Below are 24,294 nucleotides of genomic sequence, written 5' to 3'. Positions count from 1 at the left end.
CCGCATCCGGTGGACCCGTCCGTCGCGGCGCGCCACGCTGGTGACCACGCCGTGAGCTGTGGTGTGGGGGCGCGCTCGGCGCTACCGTGCCGGGAAAGACTCCGACCCTCCAGATGAACGGGGATGGAACGATAAACCCCATGAGAGCCCGCGTACTCGTGGTCGACGACGACCCCGCCCTTGCCGAGATGCTCGGCATCGTGTTGCGCAGCGAGGGCTTCGTGCCGTCCTTCGTCGCCGACGGAGAACGGGCATTGGCCGCGTTCCGCGACAGCCGGCCCGACATCGTCCTGCTCGACCTGATGTTGCCGGGCATGAGCGGCATCGACGTGGCCCGGGCGATCCGCGCCGAGTCCGGGGTGCCTATCGTGATGCTGACCGCCAAGAGCGACACGGTCGACGTGGTGCTGGGGCTGGAGTCCGGCGCCGACGACTACGTGGTCAAGCCGTTCAAGCCCAAGGAGCTGGTGGCCCGGATGCGGGCCCGGCTGCGTCGCGGCGAGGACGTCGCGCCGGAGCTGCTCACCATCGGCCCGCCCGGCAACCAGATCACCATCGACGTGCCGGCGCACACGGTCAGCCGGGACGCCGAGGAGGTCAAGCTGACGCCGCTGGAGTTCGACCTGCTGGTCGCGCTCGCCCGCAAGCCCCGCCAGGTGTTCACCCGGGAGGTGCTGCTGGAGCAGGTGTGGGGGTACCGGCACGCCGCCGACACCCGCCTGGTCAACGTGCACGTGCAGCGGCTGCGGGCCAAGATCGAGCCGGATCCGGAGCGACCCGAAATCATCCTCACCGTCCGGGGCGTGGGCTACAAGGCGGGCACCGGATAACCTGGTCAGCACTGTGCTGACCGCCCCGCTGCCCGACCCGCCGACCGCCTCGTCCCGCCGGCTCCGTGCCGCGCGGGCGCTCTGGCGCGCGCTGGCCGGCCGGTCGACGCGGTTCGCCGCCGGCGTACGCCAGGCCTGGCGCCGGTCGCTCCAGGTCCGCGTGGTCACCATCACACTCGTGGCGTCGAGTCTGCTGGTGGGCGGTTTCGCCTACCTGATCGCCGACAAGATCACCAACATCCTCCTGGAGAACGCCGAGACCGACGTGCGGATGCGGCTGAGCAACGGCAGCGAGTACGCGGCGAAGCAGTTCAACCTCTACAGCCAGCCGCAGGAGGCCCAGCTCCAGGACACCATCGACGGCACGGTCAACTACCTGGCCGGCGGGGACCCGGCGCAGACCAGCGGCGTGGTGGTGGCGATCACCGCGGACAACTTCGCCGAGTTCATCGAGCCTCGCGTCTCCCCGGACGTGCCGGTGCGCACGGTGATCGGCGACGAGCTGCGGGCCACCGTCGCCTCCGGCAAGGTGGCCCACCAGATCCGCACCGGCACGCTCGGCGGCGACCGCACGAAGTACCTGGTCTACGGCTCCCCGGTGCCCACCCGGTTCGGGCAGGTCGAGCTCTACTACCTCGTGCCCCTGGCCCGGCAGGACGCCACCGCGGCGGACGCCCGGGCCACCGTGGTCGCCACCGGCGTCGCGCTGGTGCTCCTGCTCGGCCTGCTGGCCGCGCTGGTGACCCGGCTGGTGGTGACGCCGGTCCGGGTGGCCGCGCGCACCGCCCAGCGGCTCTCCGCCGGCCTGCTCGACCAGCGCATGGTGGTCTCCGGGGAGGACGACCTGGCCCTGCTCGCCGCCTCGTTCAACCAGATGGCGACCAACCTGCAACGGCAGATCCTCCGGCTGGAGGAGATGTCCCGGCTGCAACGCCGGTTCACCTCGGACGTCTCGCACGAGCTGCGGACGCCGCTGACCACGGTCCGGATGGCGGCCGACCTGATCTTCGCGGAACGGGACGAGTTCGATCCGGCGGTGGCGCGCAGCGCCGAGCTGCTCCAGGCCGAGCTGGACCGGTTCGAGGAGCTGCTCACCGACCTGCTGGAGATCAGCCGGTTCGACGCCGGTTTCGCCGTGCTGGACAGCGAGCCGACCGATCTGGTGCCGGTGGTGCACCGGGTGGTCGAGCGCCTGGCCGGGCTGGCCGAGCGGGTCGGGGTGACCATCGAGCTGGACCTGCCGGACGCTCCGGTGATCGCCGAGGTGGACCCGCGCCGGGTCGAGCGGGTGCTGCGCAACCTGGTCGGCAACGCGGTCGAGCACGGCGAGGCCAAGCCGGTGCGGGTCACGCTGGGCGTCGACCAGAGCGCGGTCGCGATCACCGTGCGGGACCACGGCGTCGGGCTCAAGCCGGGCGAGGAGAAGCTGGTCTTCAACCGGTTCTGGCGGGCCGACCCGTCCCGGGCCCGGCAGACCGGCGGCACCGGCCTGGGCCTGTCGATCAGCGTGGAGGACGCCCGGTTGCACGGCGGCTGGCTGGAGGCGTGGGGCGCACCGGGGCAGGGCGCGCAGTTCCGGCTCACGCTGCCGGCGCGGGCCGGCGACCGACTGACCACCTCGCCGTTGCGACTGGTGCCGGCCGACGCGGCCCTGCCGTTCGGCGGCCCCCGCGACGGTGGCCTGCTCGCCATCGGTCCGGGCAGCGGCGCCGGTGCGCTGGCCGTCGGCCCCGCCGACGACTCCGCGCGGATGGAGGTGGGGCCGTGAACGTGCCGCGGCGACTGCTGGCCGTGCTGCTGGCCGGCGTCCTGCTGCCGGCCGGGTGCGGCATTCCGGCCCAGACGGACGTCCAGGTCGACGGTTCGGTGCCGGCCGGTGAGGCCGGCTCGCTCAACGGCCCGCCGGCCTCGCCGCCGGCGCCGACCGACAGCGACGAGCCGGTGCCGTTCATCGAGAACTACCTGAGCGCGGCCGCTGCCGGGGAGCGCGACCAGGCGTACAACCGGGCCCAGAAGTTCCTCGCTCCGGAGGCCCGGGAGCTGCTGCCCGGCAAGCCGCAGACCAGCGAGGTCGAACTCACCGTGGTGCGGCTGCGGGCGAAGGAGAGCACCCCGCCGAACAACCAGGGCACCAGCCGGGTCACCATCAAGGTGCAGCAGGTCGGGGTGCTGCGGGCCGACGGCACCCTCGGCCCGCCGGGAGCCACCGAGACCGAGTACGTCTTCCAGTTGCGACGGGCCGAGCCCGCCGGGACCGGGCTGCTGATCACCAGCCTGCCGAACGTGCTGCTGACCAGCGACACGGCGCTGCGCCAGTACTACCGCTCGCGGACCGTCTACTTCTGGAACTCCGACCTGACCCGGCTGGTGCCCGACCTGCGCTACCTGCCGTCGTCGGTGTCGGCGGAGCGGCGCGTCACCGAGGTGGTGAAGTGGCTGGCCGGTGGCCCGTCCGACTGGTTGGCGCCGGGGGTGACCGGGCTCCCGGACGGCACCCGCCCGATCAACAACGCCACCGGCGCGGACTCCCAGTGGGAGGTCAACCTGACCATGCCGGGCGCCAACGAGGGGCGGTTGGCCCGGCTCGGCACCCAGCTCGCCTGGTCGTTGCCGGAGTTGACCGGGCAGCTCGAACTGAAGATCCAGAACCAGAAGCGGTTCAGCGTCGACCTGGAGCGGGAGCGCGACACCCATCTCGCGTACCCGAGGGGCGCGAATCCCACCCGGTTCAGCGTCTACGACGGCGTCCTCCATCCACTCGCCATCGGCACCGAGCAGCGGGCCGTCGTCCCGTTGCCGGCCGCGGAGAACCGGAACGTGGTCTCGGCGACCCTCGCCCGCGCCGAGGACCAGGTGCTGGCCGCGCTGGTGGTGACCGGGGCGGACCGGCGGCTCCGGCTCAAGGTGGGCACCGGGCCGGAACCGGTGGCGGTGTTCAACACCAGCGAGCCGAAGGCCGGGTTCCAGACGATGAGCCGGCCCACCTGGCTGCGCTCGCTGGCCACCGACCATCCGGCGGGTCTGGTGGCGGCCGACGGCAAGCTCTACCGGTTCGACTCGACGGCCACGCTGAGCCCCGTCCCGCTGAACGTCTCCGGGAGCGTCGTGGCGGTCGCCGCGTCCCTCGACGGTCACCGGATCGCGCTGGTCAGCGGCGGCGCGGTCTACGTGGCACCGGTGAGCGTGGAGGGCGGTGTGGTCACCCTGGGCCAGCCCCGCCGGCTGCCCACGCCGCTCACCGGCGTGACGGCGGTCGACTGGATCGCGGAGGACCAACTGGTGATCGCCGGCAACGACCCGGACCGGCGTTCGGCCATCCACCAGCTCAGCATCGACGGCCTTCTGGGCTCCACGCTGAAGTCCGGGATCGGCGCCGCGGTGACCCAACTGGCGGGATACCCGGACGGCGGAAGTGGCGGGCTGCCCGCGCTTTCGTTCATGTTCGAGACCGCCGGCAGCGCCTGGCGGAACAACCCGTTCGACCTCGTCACGCCCGAGCAGGTGCTGGACCTGCCGGCGGGCGGCAGGACGGCCAACCCGACCGCACCGTTCTTCTTTTACTGAGATGCCGGTGCCGGACCTGGGCGGCCTCTGGTCGGACCTGACCGATCTGGTGCTGCCCGCCGGGTGCGCCGGGTGCGCGGTCCGCTCCCCGGCGCTGCGGCAGGGCTTCTGCCCGCGCTGCGTGGCCGAGCTCCAGGCGCTGCGGCCCGCGTCGACCCGGCCCGATCCGGCCCCACCCGGCCTGCCGCCCTGCGTGGCCCTCGGCCCGTACGGCGGGGTGTTGCGTGAGGGGCTGCTGGCGTACAAGGAACGGGGCCGACACGGGTTGGCCCGGCCGTTGGGCGGGTTGTTGGCCGAGGTGGTGGCCGTGGCGGTGGGCCGGCCCGGCCCGGTGACGCTGGTGGCGGTGCCGGACACCGCCCGCGCGGCCCGGGCCCGCTACGGCGACCACCTGGAGCGGCTGGTCCGGCCGGCCGCGGCCCGGCTGCGCGCGGCCGGCTGGCCGGTACGCGTGCTGCGACCGCTGCGGGCGCTGCCCCGGCCGGACTCGGTGGTGCTGGACAGCGCCGGTCGGGCCGCGGCGGCGGAGGCGGCGTTCCGGTTGCGCCGGCCGGGGACGGCGGCGCTGGCCGGGACCGTGGTGCTGCTCGACGACATCGTCACCACCGGGGCAACGTTGGCGGCGGTGAGCCGGAAATTGCATGGCGCGGGAATGACGCCAAAGGTCGCGGCGGTGCTCGCTGCAACGCAAAAGCGGCGTGCTCGGTGACGCTTCGTGGTTCCGTTTCACCCCATGGTGTATGAGGTGTTAATTTTCGCGACCGCTCTCGACAACCGGGGGTGACTGGTGACCGAACAGGAGTTAGCGTTTCCGTGTCGGGGGTAGTGAGGATGCCAACCTTCCCCGGCACTGGAAGGAGGCGTAGCCGTACATCACCGGTCGACGCCGAGCGGGGCCGTCCCAGGCGCGTCGACCGGAAGATCCGGACCGAACGACCGTCCGAACAAGGGAGGTCACGTGGACATCGTGGTCAAGGGCCGTAACGTCGAAGTGCCGGACCATTACCGGGTGCACGTAGCCGAAAAACTCGCGAAGATCGAACGCTACGACCACAAACTCATTCGCGTGGATGTCGAGTTGTTCCACGAGCGCAATCCGCGCCAGGCCGACCACTGCCAGCGGGTGGAGATCACCTGCGTGTCGCGGGGCCCGGTGATCCGGGCCGAGGCCTGCACGAACGACTTCTACAGCGCGCTCGACGCCGCCATCGCCAAGCTGGACACCAGGTTCCGCCGTGCGGCCGACCGCCGCCGGGTGCACCGCGGGCGGCACGCGCCGCTCTCGGTGGCCGCCGCGACCGCCGGGCTGCCGGTGGCCGACCTCGACGGGCCCGGGTTGGCGTCGCTGAACGGGCACGCCACGGCCACCGCCGTGGCGGAACGCCCCGACGCCGACGGCTACTCCGAACCCGACGACCAGCCGTGGCACATCGCCCGGGAGAAGGTCCACCCCGCCGAACCGATGACCGTCGACGACGCGCTGTTCCAGATGGAGCTGGTCGGCCACGACTTCTACCTGTTCCTGGACAAGGAGTCCGGCCGTCCGAGCGTGGTCTACCGTCGACGCGCGTACGACTACGGGATCATCTCGCTCGACACCTGACCCTCGGCCACGACCCGGAGCCCCCGCCCGCCGCGGGGGCTCCGCTCATGTCCCGTCCGAGGCCAGCCGACCGAAGATCACCGTGTCGGTGCGGGTGCCGGTCAGGCCGGGCAGCCGCCCGCGCAGCAGGCCCTCCCGCCTGAAGCCGGCCCGCTCCAGCACCCGCTGGGAGGCGACGTTCTCGGGTCGGGTGCCGGCCCAGAGGCGGGCCACCCCGACGCCGAAGGCCCAGTCGGCGACGAGTCGGACCGTCCCGCTGGCCAGACCCCGGCCGCGGGCCTCGGGCAGCAGGCTGTAGCCCAGCATCGCCTGACCGGTGGCCGGCTCGTCGTACGCCAGCAGGCAACCGCCCACGGGCGTGCCGGTGGCCGCGTCGACGACGGTCAGGTCGGCGGCGTCGCCGGCCAACCAGTGACTCGCCGCGAGCCGGCACCGGCGGGCGATCGACGCCCGGTCCGGCGGCATCGGCGGCACCCGGCTCGCCACCACCTCCGGCAGCGTGTGCAGCCGGTACATCATGTCCTCGTCCGCCGGCTCGACGCGGCGCAGCGTCACCACGCCGTCGGTGAGCCGCCCGCCGGGCAGGTCCGGCAGCAGCCGGGCGGTCGGCCCGGGCGGATCGTCGGCCAGCCGCGCCCAGACGACCAGGTCGGGGCGGACGCCGTCACGTGGCGTGCCGGCGCCCCGCCGCACGCCCTCACGCCGGTAGCCGCAGGTCAGCGCCGTCCGCTGACTCGGCACGTTCTCCTGGTGGGTGAGCAGTTCCAGCCGGGCCGCGCCGGCGGCGAAGGCCCGCTCGGTCAGCAGCCGGGTGGCGGCGGTCGCCACGCCCCGGCCGCGCGCCGACGGCCCCACCCAGTAGCCGATCTCGTAGGTCGCCCGCTCGGCGCTGAGCCGGGTCAGGCCGATGCTGCCGAGCAGCCGGTCGGAGGCCGGGTCGGCGATCGTGTACGCGGCCCCGCCCGCCGCCCGGGCGGCCGGCGCCCCTTCGGTGATCCACCACCGCGCGCTGTCCGCGTCGTACGGATCGGGCAGCCGCGGGATGAACCGCCGGGTCTCCGGGTCGGCGCAGCCGGCCACCGTCCCGGGCACGTCCGCCGGGCCGCAGGGGCGCAGCCGGACCCCGTACCCCTCGATCGTCTCCGGGGTCACACCAGGTCCCGGGGCAGCAGGCCGCCGATCCACACGTCCTGCCGCTCGCCGCGGTGCTGGACGCCGCCGCGCAGCGTGCCCTCGACGGTGAAGCCGGCCTTCTCGGCCGCCCGTCGGGACGCGGTGTTGCCCACGTTGGCCCGCCACTCGACCCGGGCCAGGCCGAGCGTGGTGAAGCCCCAGGCGCACAGCGCGGTGAGCGCGGCCGGCAGGTAGCCCCGCCCCCGCGCGGCCGGGGCGGTCATGAACCCGACGTCGGCGACCAGCGGGTCGGTGGGGAGGATGCGCAGGTCGATCGAGGCGACGTAGTGGTCGTCCGGGTCGGCCACCGCGAACATCGCGGCGGTGCCCCGGGCCCAGGCCGGCCGCACCAGGTCCCGCAGGTAGCCCTCGGCGTCCTCCGGCCGGTAGGGGTGCGGCACCGTGGTCCAGCGCACCGTCTGCGCGTCCTGACAGGTGCGGGTGATGTCGGGGAGGTCCCGTTCTTCGAGCGGGCGCAGCCGCAGCTCGGTGCCGCCGGCGGTGGCGAACAGGACGGGCTGCGGCCGGCCGAAGACGGCCGCCCGGCGGGCCTGGAGCGTGGTCGGACCGTACGGGACCGGGGCGCCCGGCGCGGCCAGCCCGGCCGGGAGCAGCGAGCCGATCCACCCCTCCGGCCGGCCGTCGTCGGCCGGGTGGGCCAGCCGCAGCTCCCCCTCGACCCGGAAGCCGGCCCGCAGCGCGACCAGCCGGGACGCGTGGTTGCCGATCTCGGCCTGCCAGGTCAGCCGGCGCAGGCCGAGCGCGTCGAACGCCCAGCGGGCGACCGCGCGGACGGCGCGGACCGCGACGCCCCGGCCCCGAGCCCAGGGCGCGGTCCAGTAGCCGATCTCGGCCGAGTCGAGCGCGCGGTCGACGGAGACCAGGCCGCACGAGGCGAGCAGCTCGCCGCTGTCGGCGTCGCAGACCGCGAACGGCGCGCCGGCTCCGGTCGACCAGGCCGTCGCGGCGATCGTGGTCACGAACGCGAGGGCGTGTTCGGGCCGGTACGGGCGAGGTACGGTGGTCCAGCGCTGGATGTCCGGGTCCTGGCAGGCGCGGTGCACCGCGTCGGCGTCCGCCGCCCGCCAGGGGCGCAGCAACAGCCCGTCCTCGACGATCTCCACAGGCTCCATCCGAGCCATGGTGCCGGATCGTTCGCGGACGGCGTAACCCGATTAGCGGTTGCTGCCCGCGTGCCCGCGGCGTTATGTCGGGTTCCCGGGTTCGGACCGCCGCCACCAGTGACCATCGCCGCGTCGGAGCGCCTACGATGGTTCGAGACCGTCTAGGGGAGCGTTGATCCGTGTCGATTCTGGAAAAGGTCCTTCGCGCCGGCGAGGGCCGCATGGTGCGTCGGCTGAAGGCCATCGCGGCCGCCGTCAACTCGATCGAGGACGACTACGTCAACCTCGACGACGACGAGCTGCGCGGCATGACCGACCAGTTCAAGGAGCGGCTCGCCGACGGCGAGACCCTCGACGACCTGTTGCCCGAGGCGTTCGCGGTGTGCCGTGAGGCCGCCTCGCGGGTGCTCGGTCAGCGCCCCTACGACGTCCAGGTGATGGGTGGCGCGGCGCTGCACTTCGGCAACATCGCCGAGATGAAGACCGGTGAGGGCAAGACGCTGACCTCCGTCATGCCGGTCTACCTGAACGCGCTCGCCGGCAAGGGCGTGCACGTGATCACCGTGAACGACTACCTGGCCGAGCGCGACGCCGCGTGGATGGGCCGGGTGCACGAGTTCCTCGGGCTCACCGTCGGGGTGGTGCTGCCGAACCGGCCCGCCACCGAGCACCGCGCGGCCTACGAGTGCGACATCACCTACGGCACCAACAACGAGTTCGGCTTCGACTACCTGCGCGACAACATGGCCTGGTCGAAGGAGGAGCTGGTCCAGCGCGGCCACTTCTTCGCGGTGGTCGACGAGGTCGACTCGATCCTCATCGACGAGGCCCGCACCCCGCTGATCATCTCCGGTCCGGCCGAGCACTCCGCCCGGTGGTACCAGGAGTTCGCCGGGGTGGTGGCCCGGCTCCAGCCCGGCACCGACGGCGAGGGCGACTACGAGGTCGACCACGCCAAGCGCACCATCGCGGTCAGCGAGCGCGGGGTGGCCCGGGTGGAGGACCGGCTCGGCATCGACAACCTCTACGAGTCGGTCAACACGCCCCTGGTGGGCTACCTGAACAACGCCATCAAGGCCAAGGAGCTCTACAAGCGCGACAAGGACTACATCGTCAGCGACGGCGAGGTCCTGATCGTCGACGAGTTCACCGGCCGCATCCTGCACGGCCGCCGCTACAACGAGGGCATGCACCAGGCGATCGAGGCCAAGGAGGGGGTGGAGATCAAGCAGGAGAACCAGACCCTGGCCACCATCACCCTCCAGAACTACTTCCGCCTCTACGAGAAGCTGTCCGGCATGACCGGCACCGCGCAGACCGAGGCGGGCGAGTTCAACAAGGTCTACAAGGTCGGCGTCGTGACCATCCCGACGCACCGGCCGATGGTCCGGATGGACAAGCCCGACGTCATCTACAAGACCGAGAAGGCCAAGTTCAACGCCGTGGTGGAGGACATCGCCGAGCGGCACGAGCAGGGCCAGCCGGTGCTGGTCGGCACCGTCTCGGTGGAGAACTCCGAGATCCTGTCGCACATGCTGCGCCGCCGTGGCATCCCGCACTCGGTGTTGAACGCGAAGTTCCACGCCAAGGAGGCGGAGATCGTCGCCCAGGCCGGGCGCAAGGGCGCGGTCACGGTCGCCACCAACATGGCCGGCCGGGGCACCGACATCCTGCTCGGCGGCAACCCCGAGTTCCTCGCCGCCAACGACCTCCGCCAGCGCGGCCTCGACCCGGTCGAGCAGCCGGAGGAGTACGCCAAGGCGATGGAGGAGATCCTCCCGACCTGGAAGCAGGCATGCGACGCCGAGGCGGAGGAGGTCGCCGCCGCAGGTGGGCTCTACGTGCTGGGCACCGAGCGGCACGAGTCCCGCCGGATCGACAACCAGCTCCGGGGCCGGGCCGGCCGGCAGGGCGACCCGGGCGAGTCCCGGTTCTACCTGTCGCTCCAGGACGAGTTGATGAAGCGGTTCCGCGCGGGCGCGGTCGAGGCGGTGATGGACCGCTTCAACATCCCGGAGGACGTGCCCATCGAGTCGAAGATGGTCACCCGCCAGATCAAGAGCGCCCAGGCCCAGATCGAGGGCCAGAACGCCGAGATCCGCAAGAACGTCCTGAAGTACGACGAGGTGCTCAACAAGCAGCGCCAGGTGGTCTACGCCGAGCGCCTCCGGGTGCTCAACGGCGAGGACCTCTCCGACCAGGTCCGCAACATGATCGACGACGTGGTCGGCGCGTACGTGGTGGGCGCCACCAGCGACGGCTACGCGGAGGACTGGGATCTCGACCAGCTCTGGTCCAGCCTGAAGCAGCTCTACCCGGTCGGCGTCACGGTCGACGAGCTGGAGGAGGAGGTGGGCTCCCGGGCCGGCCTCGACCAGGACTTCCTGCTCGCCCGCCTCAAGGAGGACGCGCACGCCGCGTACGACCGGCGTGAGGAGACCCTCGGCGAGGAGGCGGTCCGCCAGTTGGAGCGGATGGTCCTGCTCCAGGTGATCGACCGCAAGTGGCGCGAGCACCTCTACGAGATGGACTACCTCCAGGAGGGCATCAGCCTGCGGGCGTACGCCCAGCGCGACCCGGTCATCGAGTACCAGCGCGAGGGCTTCGACATGTTCGCCACCATGATGGACGGCATCAAGGAGGAGACGGTCGGCTTCCTCTACAACCTCGACGTGCAGGTCGAGGAGGCCGCGCCGGAGGCCGAGGAGGTGGAGCTGCTGGAGAAGCCGGTGGAGATCCGGGCCAAGGGTCTCAACCGCACGCCGCAGCAGCAGGGTCTGCAATACTCCGCGCCCGCCGTCGACGGCGAGGCCGGTCGTGGCGCCCCGGTGATCGAGCGGGTCGAGCAGCAGGCGCCGGCGCTGGGCATCGGCCAGCCGGCGCCGGAGCGCCCGGCCGCCTCGACGCCGCGTCGGACCCCGGCCGGGGCGAGCGGCCAGGCGGCTGCCGCGAGCAGTGCCGCCCGGCGCTCCGCGTCCCCGCAGGTCGACGGCGGCGAGGGCCCGTCCCGGAACGCGCCCTGCCCGTGCGGCTCCGGCCGCAAGTACAAGCGCTGCCACGGCTCCCCCAACGGCGGCAACTGACCCCAGCACCAGCCCGACGGGCCCCGGCCACCGGCCGGGGCCCGTCGGCGTCCGGTGGGCTGATCGTCGGGGCCGGCCGGGTGGAACCGGCCCGTTGATCAAGGATTTTGTGTCGGAGTCGATCTCCGTGATGACGCGAACTCCTTGATCAACCCTGAGGGAGGCGGGAGGCGGGAGGCGGGAGGTGGGAGGTGGGGGTGGGAGGTGGGGGTGGGAGGCGGGGTGCGCCGATCGAGGGGGAGGGCGGGTCAGAGCACGTCCAGGACGAGGCAGAGCCAGTTGCCGCGGCGGTGTTCCAGACGCACGGCGATGGCCCAACCGGTGCCGCCGATGCCGGCGAACACGGCGGTGGCCTCCACCGCGCCGGCCCGGGGTTCACAGACGCGCAGCCGGCGCAGGAGCAGGGCCGGCCGGGCGCTGCGGCGGCGGACCGGGGCGACCCGGCGGGCCGCCCGGGTCAGCTCGGCCGACACCTGGACGGCGGCCTCGGGCAGGCAGAGCGGCCGGAGCTGCCCGGGTGGCCGGAAGCCGTTGACGATCTCCAGGAACGTGCGCACGAACCGGTGGGCCGCCCGTGCGGCCTCGGGCGTGGCGGTGGCGAGGGTGGACGGTGACAGCCCGGGGGCCGGCCGCCCGTCGCCGTCCCCGCTCGCGCCGGCGTCGCAGGGCGCGCTGCCCTCGCCCGGGGCGGTGCGGGGCGCACCGGAGGTGGACCAGCGTGGCCAGCCGGGAGCGCGGTCCGGGGCCCGGTTGGCGGGGCGATCGGGATCGCGGCGACGCCTGTCGACCAGGTCGAGCGCGAGTTGACCGACGTGGCTCCAGACCGCGTCCTCGTCGGTGCAGGGCGGGTCGAGCGGCGGGGCGGGGCGGAGCCGGACCGGTGGACGCGGTGCCCGGGGACGGCGGGTGTCAACCATGTCAGCCCTCGAATCCTACGTTTGCCTGTGTTTGCCTTCGACGACCTTCATCTTCAGGCATGAGAAGCGTACGCGTCAATGGCTCACGGTTCCCGGGAGGTCACTCCACGTCGCGCTCGCCCAGCGGGTTGCCGCGTACCCACTCGGCGGTCTCGGCGTACTTGCGCTGGATGTACTCCTCCAGGCGCACGCGTTCGACCCGCCACTGCCCCCGGCCGCCGATCTTGATCGCGGGCAGCTCGCCGCTCCGGACCATGTGGTAGACCTGCGAGTCCGAGACGTTCAGCTCGGCGGCGACGTCGGAGAGCAGCAGGAACCTCGACTCCACGGTTACTCCCGGGGTTGGCTTCGTTTGCCTCAGTTTGCCACCAGCCAGCGACACCGTTGACGCCTGCTTCGGCGGACACACCGGTGGGACGCTTCTCCCCCGGCGGGTGCCGGGTGTATGACGGTGTCGGCGTACGGCATGATCGGCGCCCGGAGCCGGCGTCCGCCGGCGAGCGGCGGAGAGTGCGGGGAGAGTGCGGTGACCGACGAGCTTGTCCGGGTGTACCTGCCGGCGACCGTCCCGATGCTGGCCCGGCTGCGGGACGAGGGCCTGGCCGCCGAGGCGGCGCACGCGGTCACCCCGGAGCTGCGCGAGTGGTACGCCGAGGGCGACGAGGAGGAGCTGGAGTACGTCGCCTTCACCCGGGCCGCCCAGGACGCGTTGCTCCTGCTGCGGGCCGATCCCGGCGCTCCCCGGCGGCGGGTGGTGGTCTCGGCCGACCTGCCGGCCGGCGCGGTCGACCGGGTCGCCGGCGAGCTGGGCTCCAGCGTGGTCCGGCCGGCCGGACCGGTGCCGGTGAAGTCCGTCGCCGCGATCCACGTGGACGGCGCGGACGCGGCCGGGGACGTGGCCGCCGCCGCCGACGTGGCGGCGCAGGCACAGGCCGGTGACCCCGACGCCCAGTTCACCGTCGACGGCGTCGAGGACCACGAACTGGAGTGGTACGACGTGACGGAGCTGGACCTGTTGCTGCGCGACGCCGGCTGAGGCCGCCGGACGGCTCAGGCCGCCGGCTCGTCCTCCTCCTCCTCCTCCTCCTCCTCGTCGTCGACGGCGCGCGGTCCGAGCGTGCGCCCGAAGACGATGAGCGTGGTGAGCGCGCCCACGAAGAGCACCCAGATCGCGTTGTCCACCCGGGAGGTGCCGAGCGCGGTCTGCGCCACCTGGTCGGCCTCGCTGAGCGCGGCGGCCAGGTCGAGCAGCCCGCGTCCGCCGATCCGGATGATCACCTCGGTGAGCAGCAGGAGCAGCCCGGCGCCGGCGCCGGTCACCAGGTAAGCCGGCCAGCGCAGCGACGACGCCCCGCCGTCCCGACGCTCCGCGCGCCGGCGCGACCAGGCGAGGTAGAGGTACGCCACCAGGCCGGCGATCAGCCCGGCGAGCAGCGACTCCGTCCGGGACACCCACGTGGCGGCGTCCAGCACCGACTGCTGTGTCTCCCCGGCGCCGTACAGGTCGGAGAGCGGATCCCGGGCGCGGCTGAACAGCACCACGAAGATCTGCGCGGCGAGCGTGGCCGCGGCGAGACCGGCCACCACCCGCGCCTGGCGCGCGCCGGCCAGCGCCCCGCCGATGATCGCGGCGGCGGCCGTGGTGCCGGCGATGGTGTTGGTGGTGGCGTTGTCGGCGTACGTGAGGTTGATGCCCACCGCGGTGACGAGCCCGACCAGCAGGCCGGCGCCGACGGTGGCCAGGAAGCGCAGCGAGGCGCGGTCCAGCCGGTTCGTGGCGGCCAGCGCGACGGTGGCGCCGGTGACCAGCGCCGCGGTGATCACGCCGGGGAGCGCGTACGCGGAGAGGCTGATCGCGGTGACCCCGGCCGCGGTCGAGGTGATCGCCTCCCGGGTGGACCAGAGCATGGCCGCCAGCCAGGCGAGCGACAGCACGGCCAGCGGCAGCGCGCCCGGCGCGTACCCCGGCCGGCTGGCGGCGGTGCCGACCTGGCCGGCGACGGGCGGCGCGTCGGCCTCGGGCCGGTCCGGTTCCGCGGCCGTGGAGCTGCCGGGCTGGTTGCTCATCGTCTCCCTTTCGACGGCTGCCGGATCGCCCCGCGCGGGCCGGGCGGGTCACCGGCCATCCAGCGTACGCGTCCCGCGACGCCGCTCCGGCGGCCCCGCCGCGGTGGCCGACCGCCCGGCGCTGACGACGGAGCTGCCCCCGTCCGGCCCGACAAGGCTCTGACGAATCGTCGATTCGAAGCTCTCTATTCTGACGTTTCGTCGGGTGGGAGGCACTCCTGCCGATGGTCCGGAGAGGGCGGGTGCGTCCGATCTCCCCGCCCGCACCCGGGGAGCCCGGGCCGACGGGAACGTCGCGTGACAGAATCGGCGCAGGTCCCGCCGCCGCGACCGGTCCGCCGCGTGGTGTCCGGCACCCGGCCGCCCGGCCGGTGCCCGCGGGTCCGGTTTCGCCATCGCCGTCGAGATCGCACAGGAGCCTGTGATGGACGCCGTGTTCTCCGTCCCCGAGCCGCGCAACGAGCCGGTCCACACCTACGAGCCCGGCAGCGCCGACCGGGAGCGGCTCCAGCGGCGGCTGGCCGAGCTGGCCGCCGAGCGGATCGAGCTGCCGATGACCATCGCCGGCGAGCAGCGGATGGCCGGCGGCGAGTCGATCGACGTGGTCCAGCCGCACAAGCACGCGCACGTGCTGGGCGTCACCGGGCACGCCACCCACGACGACGCCCGCGCCGCCGTCCAGGCGGCCAAGGACGCCGCCCCGATGTGGCGGGCCCTGCCGTTCGAGGAGCGGGCCGCGATCTTCCTGCGCGCCGCCGACCTGCTGGCCGGCCCCTGGCGGGACACGCTCAACGCGGCCACCATGCTGGGCCAGTCCAAGACCGCCGTCCAGGCCGAGATCGACGCCGCCTGCGAGCTGATCGACTTCCTCCGGTTCAACGTCCACTTCGCCCGTCGGCTCCTGGCCGAGCAGCCGATGTCCTCGCCGGGCGTGTGGAACCGCTTCGACCATCGGCCGCTGGAGGGCTTCGTCTACGCGGTCACGCCGTTCAACTTCACCGCCATCGCCGGCAACCTGCCGTCCGCGCCGGCCATGCTCGGCAACACCGTGGTCTGGAAGCCGGGCCCGACCCAGCAGTTCGCCGCGCACTTCACCATGCGGCTGTTCGAGGCCGCCGGCCTGCCGCCCGGTGTGATCAACATGGTCACCGGGCGCGGCGAGGAGGTCTCCGACGTGGTGCTCGCCGACCCCGACCTGGCCGGCATCCACTTCACCGGCTCCACCAAGGTCTTCCAGCAGCTCTGGCGCACGGTCGGCGAGAACATCGCCCGCTACCGGGGTTACCCGCGACTGGTCGGCGAGACCGGCGGGAAGGACTTCGTGGTGGCGCACACCAGCGCCGACGTGGACGCGCTGCACACCGCGCTGCTCCGGGGCGCCTACGAGTACCAGGGCCAGAAGTGCTCGGCCGCCTCGCGGGCGTACGTGCCGCGCTCGCTCTGGGAGGGCGGGCTGCGGGACCGGCTCGCCGCCTCCGCGGACGCGCTGACGTACGGCGACGTGACCGACTTCAGCAACTTCGGCGGCGCGGTCATCGACGACCGGGCGTTCGGCCGGCACACCGCCGCGCTGGAGCTGATCAAGGGCGACGACAGCTGCCGCGTGCTGGCCGGCGGCACCGCCGACGACTCGGTCGGATACTTCGTCCGGCCCACGCTCTTCGAGTGCTCGGACGCCGCGCACGAGACGTTCACCACCGAGTACTTCGGGCCGATCCTGGGCGTACACGTCTTCGACGACGCCCGGTTCGACGACGTGGTCGCCCAGGCCGAGTCGATCGCGCCGTACGCGCTGACCGGGTCGATCTTCGCGACCGACCGCCGGGTGGTCGACCAGGTGGCGGAGAAGATGCGGTACGCGGCCGGCAACTTCTACATCAACGACAAGCCGACCGGCGCGGTGGTCGGGCAGCAGCCGTTCGGCGGCGCGCGGGCCAGCGGCACCAACGACAAGGCGGGCTCCTGGCACAACCTGGTCCGCTGGACGTCGCCCCGGACGATCAAGGAGACGTTCGTCCCGCCGACCGACCACACCTACCCGCACATGGGCTGAGGTGTAAGGCGGGGCCCCTTCTCAACAGACGTCTGTTGAGAAGGGGCCCCGCCCTACTGTCGTCGGTCGACGGTGCACTCTGGACCGCCTACGAGTGGCGAAAACGGCAAATCCTGGACGCCAGAGCCGACAAAGTGGCAGCTTAGAGGGCATGGCGGAATCCGGAGTCAACCCGACGGCGGCGGCCCTGCTCGGCCTGCTGCACGACGGCCCGATGACTGGCGGCCAGTTGATGGCCGCCGCCGAGCGCCGGCTGGCGCCGTACTGGTCGATGACCCGTAGCCAGGTCTACCGGGAGCTGCCGGTGCTGGCCGAGAAGGGTCTGGTGCGTCTCGGCAAGCCCGGGCCGCGGATGAGCCAGCCGTACGCGCTCACGGCGGCCGGGAAACGGACATTCTCCCGCTGGCTCGCGGAGAATCCCGGCAAGGACACCATCCGCAACCCGGTGGCGCTGCGGATCGCGTTCGGCAATCTGCACTCGGCGAGCCAGCTCAAGAACCTGTACGCCTCGGCCAACGAGTACCACACCGAGGCGCTGGCGGCGGTGCGCGAGCAGGTCAAGAACGCGAAGAAGGAGGGCGACGGCTACGACGCCAGCGCGCTGGAGTTCGCGGTCGCCTACCATCGGGCGGCGCTGTCCTGGCTGAAGAGCGCGCCGGCCGGCTGACCACCTGCGGCGGGTCGACCAGCGAAGGCAGTAGTCTTGTCTGTCGTGACCGCTGCCGATTATGCCGAACAGCTCAAGGAACTCGACGCCACGCTGCGCAACATCGAGGCCGTGCTCGACCTCGACAAGCTGCGCGAGCAGAAGGCCCGCCTGGAGCAGGAGGCCTCCGCGCCCGACCTGTGGGACGACCAGGCCAAGGCGCAGGCGGTGACGTCGCAGCTGTCGTACGTCAACGGCGAGATCACCAAACTGGGGGACCTGCGCTCCCGGCTCGACGACGCCGGCGTGCTGCTGGAGCTGGCCCAGGCGGAGTCCGACCCGGCCGCGCTGACCGAGGTCGAGTCGGAGATCACCGGGCTGACCAAGGCCATCCAGGAGATGGAGGTCCGCACGCTGCTCTCCGGCGAGTACGACTCCCGGGAGGCGCTGGTCGCCATCCGGGCCGGGGCCGGTGGCGTGGACGCCGCGGACTTCGCCGAGATGCTGCTGCGGATGTACCTGCGCTGGGCGGAGCGCCACGGCTACCCGACCGAGGTCTACGAGACGTCCTACGCCGAGGAGGCGGGCCTGAAGTCGGCCACCTTCACGGTGAAGGTGCCCTACGCCTTCGGCACGCTCAGCGTGGAGTCCGGCACCCACCGGCTGGTGCGGATCAGCCCGTTCGACAACCAGGGTCGCCGGCAGACCAGCTTCGCCGGCGTCGAGGTGCTGCCCGTGGTGGAGCAGACCGACCACATCGACATCCCCGAGAACGAGATGCGGATCGACGTCTACCGGTCCTCCGGCCCGGGTGGGCAGAGCGTCAACACCACCGACTCGGCGGTCCGGATCACCCACATCCCGACCGGCATCGTGGTCACCTGCCAGAACGAGAAGTCCCAGCTCCAGAACAAGGCGTCCGCGCTGCGGGTGCTCCAGGCCCGGCTGCTGGAGCGCAAGCGGCAGGAGGAGCAGGCCAAGATGGCCGGCCTGAAGACCGACGCCGCCGGCTCGTGGGGCGACCAGATGCGGTCGTACGTCCTGCACCCGTATCAGATGGTGAAGGATCTGCGTACCGAGCAGGAGACGGGCAATCCGTCCGCGGTCTTCGACGGCGAGCTGGACAGCTTCATCGAAGCGGGTATCCGCTGGCGGAAGCAGCAGCAGCTCACTGCTGACAGTGCGTGATCACCCTCGGACGCAGCGCGTCATCGATCTCGGTCTGACCCGGCGAATCGATGACTCGCACCGCATCTGAGGGGCGTGGGGCTTGGCTCTGCGGTTACACCGCGTAGACTCTCGACCCGTGATTCAGCTTGAGCAAGTGACGAAGACGTACCCGAAGGCGTCCCGGCCTTCGCTCGACAACGTGTCCGTCTCGATCGAGAAGGGCGAGTTCGTCTTCTTCATCGGTCCATCCGGCTCCGGCAAGTCCACCATCATCAAGTTGCTGCTGCACGAGGTCACGCCCAACAAGGGTCGCGTCGTCGTCAACGGCAAGGACGTCACGTCGATGCGTTCCTGGAAGCGACCCCACTTCCGGCGTTCCATCGGCTGCGTCTTCCAGGACTTCCGGCTGCTGCCGAACCGCACCGCGTACGAGAACGTGGCGTTCGCGCTGGAGGTGATCGGCAAGACGAAGGCGGTCGCCCGTCGGGTCGTACCGGAGGTGCTGGAGCTGGTCGGTCTCGGCGGCAAGGAGCACCGCTACCCGCACGAGCTCTCCGGTGGTGAGCAGCAGCGCGTGGCGGTGGCCCGGGCGTTCGTGAACCGGCCGCTGATCCTGCTGGCCGACGAGCCCACCGGAAACCTGGACCCGGACACCTCGATCGAGATCATGCGCCTGCTGGACCGGATCAACCGCACCGGCACGACCGTCGTGATGGTCACGCACGACTCCAACATCGTGAACCAGATGCGGCGCCGGGTGATCGAGATCGAGAGCGGCCGCATCGTGCGCGACCAGGCCCGCGGCGTCTACGGCTGAGCCGACAAGGCAGCCCGAAGACCCCGACGACGAACACCTCACGCCGGAGAGCCGGAGGAATATCCCGATGCGGATGAAGTACGTCCTGTCCGAGGTACTGGTCGGACTGTGGCGCAACGTCACCATGACGGTCGCCATGATCATCACCATGGCGGTGTCGCTGTTCATGCTGGGCGGCAGCGGCCTTCTGTACCAGAAGGTCGGCGACATGAAGGATCTCTACTACGAGAACGTCCAGGTGTCGATCTTCCTGAAGACCGACGTCCAGGAGCAGCAGCGGACCGACCTGGAGACCAAGCTCAAGGCCGACCCGCTGGTGAAGGACGTCACGTACGTCAACAAGGACGAGGCGTACAAGCGCTTCCAGCAGATGTACGCCGACGCGCCCGACCTGGTGAACGCGGTCAAGGCCGACCAGCTGCCCGAGTCGTTCCGGATCACGCTGAACGACCCGCAGCAGTACAAGCAGATCTACGACCAGTACAAGGCCGCCGAGGGCATCGACACGATCGTCGACCAGTCCAAGCTGCTCGACAAGGTCTTCGGGGTGCTCACCGGCATCCAGAACGGCGCGTTGGCGCTGGCCATCGTGATGGCCGCCGCCGCCCTGCTGCTGGTCGCGAACACCATCCAGGTGGCCGCGTACAGCAAGCGCCGTGAGGTCGCGGTCATGAAGCTGGTCGGCGCCTCGAACTGGTTCATCCAGGCGCCGTTCGTGCTGGAGGCGGTGGTGGCCGGCCTGATCGGCTCCATCCTCGGCCTGCTCGCGCTGATCGGCGTGAAGACACTCGCGGCCGGCAGCTCGATGGCGGCGCTGGAGGGCCTGATCACTCCGATCTCCTGGTCCGAGATCTTCCTGACCTTCCCGCTGATGGCCGCCGTCGGTGGCCTGGTCAGCGCCATCACCGCGTGGGTCACGCTCCGCTTCTACCTGCGGGTCTAGTTACCCGTACGGCTCTCCGAAAGGGCCCTCCCGTGCCGGAATAAACGGCGCGGGAGGGCTCTTGTGGTTCCGGTAGCATGATCTTCGCTCGTCGGCCGCCGGCCGGGGAGCCGGCGGAAAGGGGGTGGCGCCGATGCCACGGGAAAAGGGTCGCAAGGTGGTCGCCTCCAACAAGAAGGCGCGGCACGACTACGCCATCCTCGACACGTACGAGGCGGGCATGGCGTTGACCGGCACCGAGGTGAAGTCGCTGCGGGCCGGTCGGGCGTCGCTTGTCGACGCGTTCGCCCAGGAGCGCGACGGCGAGCTGTACCTGCACGGCATGCACATCCCGGAGTACACGCAGGGCACCTGGACCAACCACGAGCCCCGGCGGACCCGCAAGCTGCTGCTCAACCGGTTGGAGATCGACCGGCTGATCGGCAAGACTCGCGAGGGCGGCCTCACCATGGTCCCGTTGCAGGTCTACTTCTCGGACGGCTGGGCCAAGGTCGAGATCGCCCTGGCCAAGGGTAAGAAGTCGTACGACAAGCGGCAGGATCTGGCCAAGCGGGACGCCGACCGGGAGATCCAGCGGGCGGCGGGCCGGCGCGGCAAGGGCATGGACGACTGATTCATCACGTTGGTCCGGTTCGGCGCGTCCGACCGGGGCTCGGGATGAAACCCGTTGCGGGAGGCGTTAGGCTTGTCAGTGCCACCACGTCGGTGGCCTGTCGAGGGGGTGACTGGTTTCGACTTCGTACGCAGCGACAGGGGAAGCGAGCCGAGGAAGCCGACGTCGTCTCGAGAATCGGTCGTCGGAAACCAATAAGCGCCAAGAACAATCGCGCTGACTTCGCTCTCGCCGCCTGAGGCGAGTAGCAAGTCTGTCGGCCTGGGAGCGCCTTCGACCCAGTTAGCCGGCATCAGCTAGAAGGCTGGCCAATCGGACCCGGTCGCGGGGTCCGTGCGGCGAGATCAATCAGCGACTGGGCCCGTCACACCAACTTGCTCGCGTGAGCGGTGGGGCCGAGTAGAGGCACAGCGAGCTGCGCTCGGAGAAGCCCTGACAAACCGGCGAAGGACCCGGGTTCGATTCCCGGCACCTCCACCACCTTGACCTGTGCGCCCCGGTCCACCGGACCGGGGCGCACAGTCGTCCCCGCCCCCGAACGTGACGTCCTCGCCCCTCGGGGCCGCGACGTCCCCGCCCGAACGCCAACCCCCGCGCCCCGGGGCGCAATGCCCCCGCGCCCCGGGCGCAATGCCCCCGCGCCCAGGGGCAATGCCCCCCGCGCCCAGGGGCACGACGCCCCCGCAAGCTGGGCCGCGACGCCCCCGCCCCCTGGGTGCGACGCCCCCGTGCCCAGGGGGCGCGACGCCCCCGGCGCCCTGTTTCACGGAAATAGTGGCTAACTGGGTCCCGAAGGCCACTCTTTCCGTGAAAGAGGCGCATGGGACGGCCGCGTGGCGGCGGGCGCGGCGCATGGCGGCGCGGCGTGGGCGGCGCGGCGTGGGCGGCGCGGCGCGTGGGGGCGCGGCGCTTGAGGGCTGTGTGAGGGGCGCGGCGATTGAGACCCCTGAGGTGTTGGGGATGTATGGGCGCGCGGGGGTGGGCACGGGTGGGGAGCTGGGAACCGGAGGTGGGGGATCGGCGTCTGATCCGTATGCGCCGATCGATCGCCCTGCTCGGGCTGCCGCTGCTGGTCCTCTCCGGATGCGCCGCGCCCGGCGTCGGGTCGGGCGCGCCGCCACCCGCCGACCCGGACCAGCGCCCCGCGTTCACCAAGCGGGCCGACGAGGTGGCCGCGCGGTGGCAGCCCGATCCGCGGTGGCGCGACGGATACGTCCCGCTCCAGGACGCCACCGTGCTCACCGGCGATGCGGACTTCACCGAGGAGACCAAGGTGGCGTTCGCCGCCGGCTGGTACCGGGATCAGATCGCGATGCCGACCGCCGTTCCGCCGCAGGGCTCGATCCGCTTTCCCGACGGCGTGCTGCGGGTGCCGCTGGTCAGCGCCGCCGACGCGTACGCCCAACTGGACCGGGGTGATCCGCCGCCCTGCGACGGTCGCCCTCGTGGACCGCAGCCGTCCGACGCCACCGCCGCGCCGGGCCCGGACGACCCGGTGTCGACCACCGCGCCGACCCCGTGCATCCCGCTCACCGTCACCTCGGTGCGGCTGGGCAGCGCGCCGGTGTGGACCAGTCGGGGCCGGGCCGACGTGCCGGCCTGGCTGTTCACCGTGGCGGAACTGGCCGCGCCGGTGGCCCGGCTGGCGGTCGCGCCGCGCGCGGTCGGCACGGTGCCCGGCGGCGCGGCGGACACCGGCCCACTGCCGGCCGGCCTGGTCGCCGCGCAGGAGCTGCGGACGGTGACGGCCGACCGGCTCGACTACCTGGTCGGCGTCGGCGCCTGCGACGGCGCGCCGACCCCGCTGGTGCGGGAAGGACCGGACGTGGTGGTGGTCGGCGCCGCCGTGGTCCCCGCCACCGGCCCCTGCACCATGCAACTCGCGATGAAGCCGGTCAGCGTCACGCTCGCCGCCCCGCTGGGCGACCGTACGGTGCTGGACGTCGGCAGCGGCGCGCCGCTGATCGTCCGCACCGGCGGGTGAGGGTCACAGGATCCGGGGCACCTCGGTGCTGATCGGCGCCGGCAGCACCGTGGGCCGGTCCGCGACCAACGCCCGGGCCAGCGCCGGGCCGAGCGCGTCCGGCGACGCCACCACCTCGGCCGCGCAGCCGTAGCCGCGGGCCACCGCCGTGAGGTCCAGTCCGGGCAGGTCAAGCGCCGGTACGCCCGGGGTGTGCTTCAGCTCGGCGAACGCCTTCAGGATCGCGTACTGCTGGTTGACCGGGACCACGACGGGCAGTGCCAGGCCCAGCCGCGCCGCGGTCCACAACGCCTGCACCGAGTAGTGGACCGAGCCGTCACCGATCACCGCGACCACCGGCCGGCCCCGCCCGGTGTCCCGCTCGGCCAGTGCCAGGCCCACCGCCGCCGGCAGCCCGAACCCCAGCCCGCCGCTGGCCATGGTGAAGTACGACCGCGGCCGGTCGATCCGCAGCCGGCGGCGCAGTGCGGCCAGGTTGGACGGTGACTCCTGCACCAGCACCCCGTCCGTCGGCCAGGCGGCGGCCAGCGCCGCGAAGAGCGCGTCCGCGCTGGGCGGCTCGGCCGGCTCGGGCGGGGCGGGCGGGTCCCGGGGCGGCGGCGCGGGCCGGTCGGCCGGCGGGAGCAGCTCCCGCAGCGCGGCCAGCACCAGCTTGGCGTCGCCGAGCAGGCTCTCCCCGACCGGGGCCCGGCCCGCCTCGTCCGGGTCGTCGGTGACGTGCAGCAGCCGGGCGTCGCCGGGCAGGTAGTCGCCCGGCACGTGCGGGTAGTAGCGGAACACCGGGGCACCCACCACCAGCACCACGTCGTGGCCGCGCAGTGCCGCCGACAGCGGCCCGATCGCGTACGGCAGCACGCCCCGGAACTGCGGGTGGTCCTCGGGGAAGACGGCCCGTTCCGGTGCCGGGGCGGCCCAGACCGGGGTGGCCAGCCGTTCGGCCAGCGCGACCGCCTCCGGCCAGGCGTCGGCCCGGTCCACGGCCGCGCCCAGCACCAGCACCGGGGCGCGGGCGGTGGCCAGCATGGTGGCGAAGCCGCGCAGCCGGTCGGGGTCCGGCCCGATCCGGGTGGCCACGGTCCGCACCGGCGGCGGCGGGTCGGCGGGCCGGTCCCAGTCGTCCATCGGCAGGGACAGGAAGACCGGCCCGGTGGGCGGCTGCGCCGCCGTGGCGTACGCCCGCATGAACGCCGCCGGGACGTCCTGCGCGCGGGCCGGCTCGTGCGCCCACTTGACGTACGGCTGGGCCAGCTCGACCGCCCGGGGGCTGGCCAGGCGCGGCTCGATCAGCAGCATCTCGCGGGTCTGCTGGCCGGCGCTGACGATCAGCGGGGTCCGGTTGTGCCAGGCGGTGACCAGGTTGCCCATGCCGTTGCCGGTGCCCGGCGCGGTGTGCAGGTTGACGTGCGCGGGCCGCCCGGTGCCCTGCGCGTAGCCGTCGGCCATGGCGACCGCGGACGCCTCCTGGAGCGCGTGCACGTAGTGGAAGTCGGCCGGGAAGCCGGCGAGGAACGGTTCCTCGGTGGAGCCGGGGTTGCCGAAGACGGTGGTCAACCCGAGCGCGCGCAGCAGGTCGTGGGTCGCCTCGCGCACCGTCGCCATCGCCGGCTGCCTCCGTCCCTGGCCGAGAGCGTCGGAGACGGCCCGGTGCACAGCCCCGACCCACCGAATCTAGCGGGCCGGGCGCGGCTTTTCGGGCGCTTCGCCCCG

At 72.4% G+C, this 24,294-nt stretch carries 20 protein-coding genes and 1 other RNA gene; 15 read left to right on the top strand and 6 right to left on the bottom strand.

Features of this window, described 5'->3' with window-relative positions; all coding sequences use genetic code 11:
• Positions 1–140 precede the first annotated feature (140 nt).
• From mtrA to hpf, 5 genes are all read left to right on the top strand, one after another.
• The gene (gene mtrA, locus ACIA6B_RS25690; RefSeq protein ID WP_091060316.1) at positions 141–830 is read left to right on the top strand and encodes an MtrAB system response regulator MtrA; all 690 of its coding nucleotides are present in this window, start codon (positions 141–143) and stop codon (positions 828–830) included.
• A gap of 13 nt (positions 831–843) precedes the next feature.
• Positions 844–2,598, top strand: coding sequence for an MtrAB system histidine kinase MtrB (mtrB, locus tag ACIA6B_RS25685; protein WP_396777072.1), 1,755 nt, complete (start codon positions 844–846; stop codon positions 2,596–2,598).
• Between the two features lie 2 nt (positions 2,599–2,600).
• Positions 2,601–4,394 carry an LpqB family beta-propeller domain-containing protein gene (locus ACIA6B_RS25680; protein ID WP_396777236.1) on the top strand — a complete coding sequence of 598 codons (1,794 nt, stop codon included), beginning with the start codon at positions 2,601–2,603 and terminating at the stop codon, positions 4,392–4,394.
• Between the two features lies 1 nt (position 4,395).
• Positions 4,396–5,103 carry a ComF family protein gene (locus tag ACIA6B_RS25675; protein WP_396777070.1) on the top strand — a complete coding sequence of 236 codons (708 nt, stop codon included), beginning with the start codon at positions 4,396–4,398 and terminating at the stop codon, positions 5,101–5,103.
• A 249-nt stretch (positions 5,104–5,352) separates the two neighbouring features.
• Positions 5,353–5,997 carry a ribosome hibernation-promoting factor, HPF/YfiA family gene (gene hpf / locus ACIA6B_RS25670; protein WP_396777069.1) on the top strand — a complete coding sequence of 215 codons (645 nt, stop codon included), beginning with the start codon at positions 5,353–5,355 and terminating at the stop codon, positions 5,995–5,997.
• A 45-nt stretch (positions 5,998–6,042) separates the two neighbouring features.
• Here hpf and ACIA6B_RS25665 read toward each other — a convergent pair whose 3' ends face one another.
• Together ACIA6B_RS25665 and ACIA6B_RS25660 are read right to left on the bottom strand one after the other, a co-directional pair.
• Positions 6,043–7,149, bottom strand: a complete 1,107-nt coding sequence (locus ACIA6B_RS25665; protein ID WP_396777067.1) for a GNAT family N-acetyltransferase — start codon at positions 7,147–7,149, stop codon at positions 6,043–6,045.
• Positions 7,146–8,303 carry a GNAT family N-acetyltransferase gene (locus ACIA6B_RS25660; RefSeq protein WP_396777065.1) on the bottom strand — a complete coding sequence of 386 codons (1,158 nt, stop codon included), beginning with the start codon at positions 8,301–8,303 and terminating at the stop codon, positions 7,146–7,148. Before ACIA6B_RS25660 ends, ACIA6B_RS25665 begins: the two co-directional genes overlap by 4 nt.
• A gap of 170 nt (positions 8,304–8,473) precedes the next feature.
• On the opposite strand from ACIA6B_RS25660, the gene secA reads away from it, so the two are divergent.
• On the top strand, positions 8,474–11,377 hold the full coding sequence (secA, locus tag ACIA6B_RS25655; RefSeq protein ID WP_396777063.1) for a preprotein translocase subunit SecA: 2,904 nt from the start codon (positions 8,474–8,476) through the stop codon (positions 11,375–11,377).
• A 248-nt stretch (positions 11,378–11,625) separates the two neighbouring features.
• Here the strand turns inward: secA and ACIA6B_RS25650 are convergent, their stop codons facing one another.
• Both ACIA6B_RS25650 and ACIA6B_RS25645 read right to left on the bottom strand, forming a co-directional pair.
• Positions 11,626–12,294, bottom strand: coding sequence for an Rv3235 family protein (locus tag ACIA6B_RS25650; protein WP_396777061.1), 669 nt, complete (start codon positions 12,292–12,294; stop codon positions 11,626–11,628).
• Between the two features lie 100 nt (positions 12,295–12,394).
• Positions 12,395–12,622, bottom strand: a complete 228-nt coding sequence (locus tag ACIA6B_RS25645) for a helix-turn-helix domain-containing protein (protein WP_396777058.1) — start codon at positions 12,620–12,622, stop codon at positions 12,395–12,397.
• Between the two features lie 198 nt (positions 12,623–12,820).
• On the opposite strand from ACIA6B_RS25645, the gene ACIA6B_RS25640 reads away from it, so the two are divergent.
• Positions 12,821–13,330, top strand: a complete 510-nt coding sequence (locus ACIA6B_RS25640) for a DUF6912 family protein (RefSeq protein WP_396777057.1) — start codon at positions 12,821–12,823, stop codon at positions 13,328–13,330.
• Positions 13,331–13,344: 14 nt separating this feature from the next.
• Here the strand turns inward: ACIA6B_RS25640 and ACIA6B_RS25635 are convergent, their stop codons facing one another.
• Entirely contained in the window at positions 13,345–14,361 is a 1,017-nt protein-coding gene (locus ACIA6B_RS25635; RefSeq protein ID WP_396777055.1) for a hypothetical protein, read from the bottom strand.
• Between the two features lie 424 nt (positions 14,362–14,785).
• On the opposite strand from ACIA6B_RS25635, the gene pruA reads away from it, so the two are divergent.
• The 8 genes from pruA (at position 14,786) to ACIA6B_RS25595 (ending at position 22,587) form a co-directional block, all read left to right on the top strand.
• A complete protein-coding gene (gene pruA, locus ACIA6B_RS25630) occupies positions 14,786–16,414 on the top strand; it encodes an L-glutamate gamma-semialdehyde dehydrogenase (RefSeq protein ID WP_396777053.1) in 1,629 nt (542 codons plus the stop codon).
• 151 nt (positions 16,415–16,565) lie between these two features.
• Positions 16,566–17,081 (top strand): PadR family transcriptional regulator, encoded by a 516-nt coding sequence (locus tag ACIA6B_RS25625; protein ID WP_396777051.1) that lies wholly within the window; start codon positions 16,566–16,568, stop codon positions 17,079–17,081.
• A 45-nt stretch (positions 17,082–17,126) separates the two neighbouring features.
• Positions 17,127–18,248, top strand: a complete 1,122-nt coding sequence (gene prfB, locus ACIA6B_RS25620; RefSeq protein WP_107157709.1) for a peptide chain release factor 2 — start codon at positions 17,127–17,129, stop codon at positions 18,246–18,248.
• 118 nt (positions 18,249–18,366) lie between these two features.
• Positions 18,367–19,047 (top strand): cell division ATP-binding protein FtsE, encoded by a 681-nt coding sequence (gene ftsE, locus ACIA6B_RS25615; RefSeq protein WP_013284225.1) that lies wholly within the window; start codon positions 18,367–18,369, stop codon positions 19,045–19,047.
• Positions 19,048–19,114: 67 nt separating this feature from the next.
• Positions 19,115–19,990: a permease-like cell division protein FtsX gene (gene ftsX / locus ACIA6B_RS25610; protein WP_281943960.1), complete on the top strand. Its 876-nt coding sequence runs from the start codon at positions 19,115–19,117 to the stop codon at positions 19,988–19,990.
• A 133-nt stretch (positions 19,991–20,123) separates the two neighbouring features.
• On the top strand, positions 20,124–20,603 hold the full coding sequence (gene smpB / locus ACIA6B_RS25605) for an SsrA-binding protein SmpB (RefSeq protein ID WP_107157789.1): 480 nt from the start codon (positions 20,124–20,126) through the stop codon (positions 20,601–20,603).
• Between the two features lie 104 nt (positions 20,604–20,707).
• Positions 20,708–21,083, top strand: a transfer-messenger RNA (tmRNA) gene (gene ssrA / locus ACIA6B_RS25600).
• Positions 21,084–21,636: 553 nt separating this feature from the next.
• Positions 21,637–22,587: a hypothetical protein gene (locus ACIA6B_RS25595; RefSeq protein ID WP_396777048.1), complete on the top strand. Its 951-nt coding sequence runs from the start codon at positions 21,637–21,639 to the stop codon at positions 22,585–22,587.
• 3 nt (positions 22,588–22,590) lie between these two features.
• Here the strand turns inward: ACIA6B_RS25595 and mdlC are convergent, their stop codons facing one another.
• Positions 22,591–24,186, bottom strand: a complete 1,596-nt coding sequence (gene mdlC, locus ACIA6B_RS25590; RefSeq protein WP_396777046.1) for a benzoylformate decarboxylase — start codon at positions 24,184–24,186, stop codon at positions 22,591–22,593.
• Positions 24,187–24,294: the final 108 nt, after the last annotated feature.

The sequence above is a fragment of the Micromonospora sp. NPDC051141 genome (genome assembly GCF_044455765.1).
Taxonomy (GTDB): Bacteria; Actinomycetota; Actinomycetes; order Mycobacteriales; family Micromonosporaceae; genus Micromonospora.
Note: the sequence above shows the minus strand (reverse complement) of the source record. Positions and strands in the feature narration are given on the sequence as shown.